This is a genomic window from Cyanobacteriota bacterium (assembly GCA_025054735.1).
In the GTDB taxonomy this organism is placed as follows: Bacteria; Cyanobacteriota; Cyanobacteriia; order SKYG9; family SKYG9; genus SKYG9.
Window position 1 is genome coordinate 1 of record JANWZG010000380.1, and the last position, 3,860, is coordinate 3,860.

Annotated in this window: 6 protein-coding genes; 5 read left to right on the forward strand and 1 reads right to left on the reverse strand. The window is 49.2% G+C overall.

Annotated features, from left to right (window positions below):
* The 5 genes from NZ772_15330 to NZ772_15350 all read left to right on the forward strand — a co-directional run.
* Window positions 1-352, forward strand: a 352-nt coding sequence (locus NZ772_15330) for a DUF3592 domain-containing protein (protein ID MCS6814927.1), incomplete at its 5' end; no start/stop codon positions are given.
* A gap of 6 nt (window positions 353-358) precedes the next feature.
* A complete protein-coding gene (locus NZ772_15335) occupies window positions 359-1,447 on the forward strand; it encodes a tocopherol cyclase family protein (GenBank protein ID MCS6814928.1) in 1,089 nt (362 codons plus the stop codon).
* An 89-nt stretch (window positions 1,448-1,536) separates the two neighbouring features.
* Window positions 1,537-2,268 carry a photosystem II biogenesis protein Psp29 gene (psb29, locus tag NZ772_15340; protein MCS6814929.1) on the forward strand — a complete coding sequence of 244 codons (732 nt, stop codon included), beginning with the start codon at window positions 1,537-1,539 and terminating at the stop codon, window positions 2,266-2,268.
* Between the two features lie 189 nt (window positions 2,269-2,457).
* Window positions 2,458-2,748 (forward strand): 4a-hydroxytetrahydrobiopterin dehydratase, encoded by a 291-nt coding sequence (locus NZ772_15345; protein ID MCS6814930.1) that lies wholly within the window; start codon window positions 2,458-2,460, stop codon window positions 2,746-2,748.
* Window positions 2,732-3,202, forward strand: a complete 471-nt coding sequence (locus NZ772_15350; GenBank protein MCS6814931.1) for a plastocyanin/azurin family copper-binding protein — start codon at window positions 2,732-2,734, stop codon at window positions 3,200-3,202. The genes NZ772_15345 and NZ772_15350 overlap by 17 nt, the downstream gene beginning before the upstream one ends.
* A gap of 13 nt (window positions 3,203-3,215) precedes the next feature.
* On the opposite strand, the gene NZ772_15355 is transcribed toward NZ772_15350, so the two are convergent.
* Window positions 3,216-3,860 (reverse strand): S41 family peptidase (locus tag NZ772_15355; GenBank protein MCS6814932.1); only part of this gene is annotated, 645 nt, incomplete at its 5' end.

Below are 3,860 nucleotides of genomic sequence, written 5' to 3' on the forward strand. Positions count from 1 at the left end.
TCAGACTACACCCGCCGTAGGCAAGGTTATTGCCCTAAGGAAGCTAGAAATTCAGCAGTATGATTTCACCATAATTGAAAAAAATTGTCCTATTATTCGGTTCCAGACAACCCATGGCAAAGTTATAGAACATTTGGACGAGACTGTTTGTAATTCGTCCTATGTCGGCAAGAAAATCGCAGTGGTCTATGATGCCCGTAACCCCAGGTCAGTCTCCATCGCCAATGGTGCTCGCTTCTTGGTGATGGGTGGATGGGGGGCGATCGGATTTGTTGGCTGTTGCCTAGGATTGTTTGGCATTGGGGCATTGTGGAATGGGCTATTGGGTAGTGTGCAGCCCGAGTCCGACTAAGTGAGTATGGGTAACGATACAACACCAACTAGCACCCAGAGAGCAGTGACTACACCCCATAGTGGCTATCACTGGACGGGCACTTGCAATCGCTTCTTTGAAGGTTGGTATTACCGAGTCACCTTACCTACCTATCGCCAGGGATTTGCTTTCATGTATTCCATCGAAGACCCCATTGGCAATCGTCCCCACAGTGGCAGTGCAGCCCAAATATTAGGCCCTAACGACGAATACCTGTGTCGCACATTTCCCCATGTCGATCAATTTTGGGCGCGGTACGATCGCTGGGCACTAGGGCAAGGCACGGCTGACAACTGCTCAGCGAGCGTAGAACCCAGGCAGCCTAGAGACAACTGCAGACAGTCAAATACCTACTGGGCCACAGCAACTTGGAATCAAGGATCACTCATTGATGTTGGCTCAGGTCAGTCAGCTCGGTGGCAATATCACATCACACCCGTCTATGGGTGGGGCAACGCTGGGGGTCGTCAGCAATCTACAGCAGGCTGGTTATCTTACTTACAAATTTTTGAACCTGGGTGGCAAGTACTGATGGCACACGGGTATGCCACAGGTTGGATAGAGTGGAATCAACAGCGTTATGACTTCCAGCAGGCACCAGCCTATGCGGAAAAAAACTGGGGTGGTTCCTTTCCCACTTGGTGGTTTTGGATCAACTGCAACTGTTTTGAAGGGGAGTCTGACCTTGCCTTAACAGCAGCGGGTGGATATCGTACTGTGCTGTGGTGGACAGAGACAGTTGCCCTAGTTGGGATTCACTATCACGGTAGATTCTATGAATTTGCACCATGGACAGGACGAGTACAATGGGATGTGCAGCCCTGGGGCTATTGGCAAGTTGTAGCTGACAATGATCTCTATGCCGTTGAAATCATAGGAACGACCCAGCGATCGGGCACGCTTGTGCGTACACCCACCCAACAAGGCCTACAGTTTCACTGTAGAGATACTATGGCTGGACAGGTTAGCCTTAAGCTATGGCAGCGATCGGGACAATGTTACACCCTCATCCTATCGGCAACCAGTGATCTCTGTGGCTTAGAAGTAGGGGGTTCCAGACGATTGGGTATGTAGAATTGGCACAAAGTAAGCAACCATGCAGGATGGTTGGCAAAGTGACCATCAGGCATAACAATAGTAGTATCCACCCTAAGTGATTTGCTGTGAACACCGTCCGTACTGTTTCAGATGCCAAGCGCACCTTCTACACTCTGCATACTCGCCCTATCTCCTCAATCTATCGGCGAGTGATAGATGAGCTGATGGTGGAAATGCACCTACTATCTGTCAACGTAGATTTCAGTTATGACCCAATTTATGGATTTGGGGTCGTGTCTGCATTTGATCGATTCATGCAGGGATACCGTCCAGAAGCTGATGTGGCCTCTATCTTTAACGCACTGTGCCGCTCAGTTGAGGGCGACCCCCAGGTTTATCGCCGTGATGCCGAAGCCCTAGGGCAATGGGTTATTGGCAAGTCATTTTCAGATGTGGTCAACAGTTTGTTAGATCCTAGCTTGCTGGAGGACACTTTTCTCCTGAGAGAGGTGTTAACCCGATTGAAGAGCCAAGGACGCTTTAAATACAGTCGGCTGTTCGCGATCGGACTATACACACTGTTAGAGTTGGCTAACCCCGAGTTTTCAAAGGACGAAAACTGTCAAACGGAAGTATTTACCAAGCTCTGTAAAGAACTGAACTTACCACTTGACAAGCTCAAAAAAGACGTTTCTCTGTATCGCAGCAACTTGGAAAAACTAGCGCAAGCTCAGCAGGTGATGGCAGACATTCTCAGGGCTGATCGTAAACAGAAAGAGCGCCGCACCTCTGGACAAGACAAATCAGTTACCTCACCCACCGAATCAACCTCGGATCCAGCAAAATTGGAATCCTAGTCAACACTTACAGAGGGAGAGCTATGCAGCGCCTTATACAATTCGTTAGACTCTATACTAGTCGTGGTGATGATTAGCTTGCTGATGGTTGCAATCAGTTACACTAGCAGTCACGCCAGCCGACAGCTAGTTGCTCTAGGGGCACCTGCCTGGGGGCAGTAGTTTACAGTTGCGTTCTGTAATCAATCCATGAGTACCTTAAAACTTTTGTCTGGTGAGGAACTGAGTGCTGCTCTGCTCCAACTTAATGGTTGGAGTATTGAGAATGGCAAGCTCCACCGTAAGTTTCAGTTTGCCTCATTTGTGGAGGCATTTGGGTTTATGACCAGTTTGGCGCTGGTGGCAGAAGGTATGGGACATCACCCGGAATGGTTTAATGTCTACAACCGGGTGACGATTGACCTAACTACCCATGATGCCGGGGGCATTACTAATTTAGATATTGAGTTTGCAAAGAAGGCAGATGAATTGGCACGTTAAGATTGCGGCCTGGTTATGGGGTTGCATAGCTGGTCTTTTGCTGTGGGGTGGATGGTTACCGTCAGCAGCCAATGCTGCTACGACAGTTGACCTCGCTCGTCAACCTGTGATTGAACAGGCAGTCAGTCTAGGCACCAGTGACAATCGGTTTGTATTTGTGCCTGACCACTTAACGTTTAAGGTCGGCGATCGCTACAAGCTGGTGCTGTCTAACCCTAGCACCCAAAAGCACTATTTCACCGCTAAAGATTTTGCTGATAGCATCTGGACTCAGAAGGTCGATGCCGGTAAGGTTGAAATTAAAGGGGCTATCCATGATTTGGAACTAAAGCCCGGAGCAAGTGCTGATTGGGTGTTTGTTCCCATGAAATCAGGCACTTACTCTCTGCGATGTTCTATTCCTGGTCATGCCGAAGCAGGTATGGTGGGAACGCTTGCTATTGTCGTCAACTAGACACCTAGCTTGACTAGCGATTCGGTTGATTGTTGGCCTGTTGAGCAGGGTTGGCAAGGGCAGTCGCTCGCAGTGTCATCACGGCTCGCAGGTATTGCGGATCTTGCCACGTGCCGATAAGTTCAGGATTTTGGCCTAGGAATTGCTGCTGCTCTGAACTTAGGTCAACCAACACATCTGGTGTAATCCCCTTTTTGCTAATGTCAGTGCCATTAGGTGTGTAGTAGTGGGCGATCGTCACCGCAATCCCTGACCCATCAGACAGAGAGCGTACCGACTGCACCAAGGCCTTACCAAAGGTTTTGCTGCCCACGACGATCGCTCGTCGGTTATCCTTCAGTGCTCCCGTTAAAATCTCACTAGAACTGGCAGAGTTACCATCGACCAACACAGCTAGGGGTAGATCTGTCAGTGCTGTTTGATTAGCGCGTATTTCTTCCCCTTTACCGCCCCGATCAACTGTGCGGACGATCGCACCACTATTCATCCACATGCGCGAAATCTCAATGCTAGCGTATAGCAATCCTCCTGGATTACCGCGCAGATCCAACACAAAGGCATCAACCCCTTGACGTTTTAGATTGTTGATTGCTCGTCGCATTTGGCTAGAAGCATGACTGCTAAAATCTGCTAGCCGAATGTAGCCAATATTATGGTT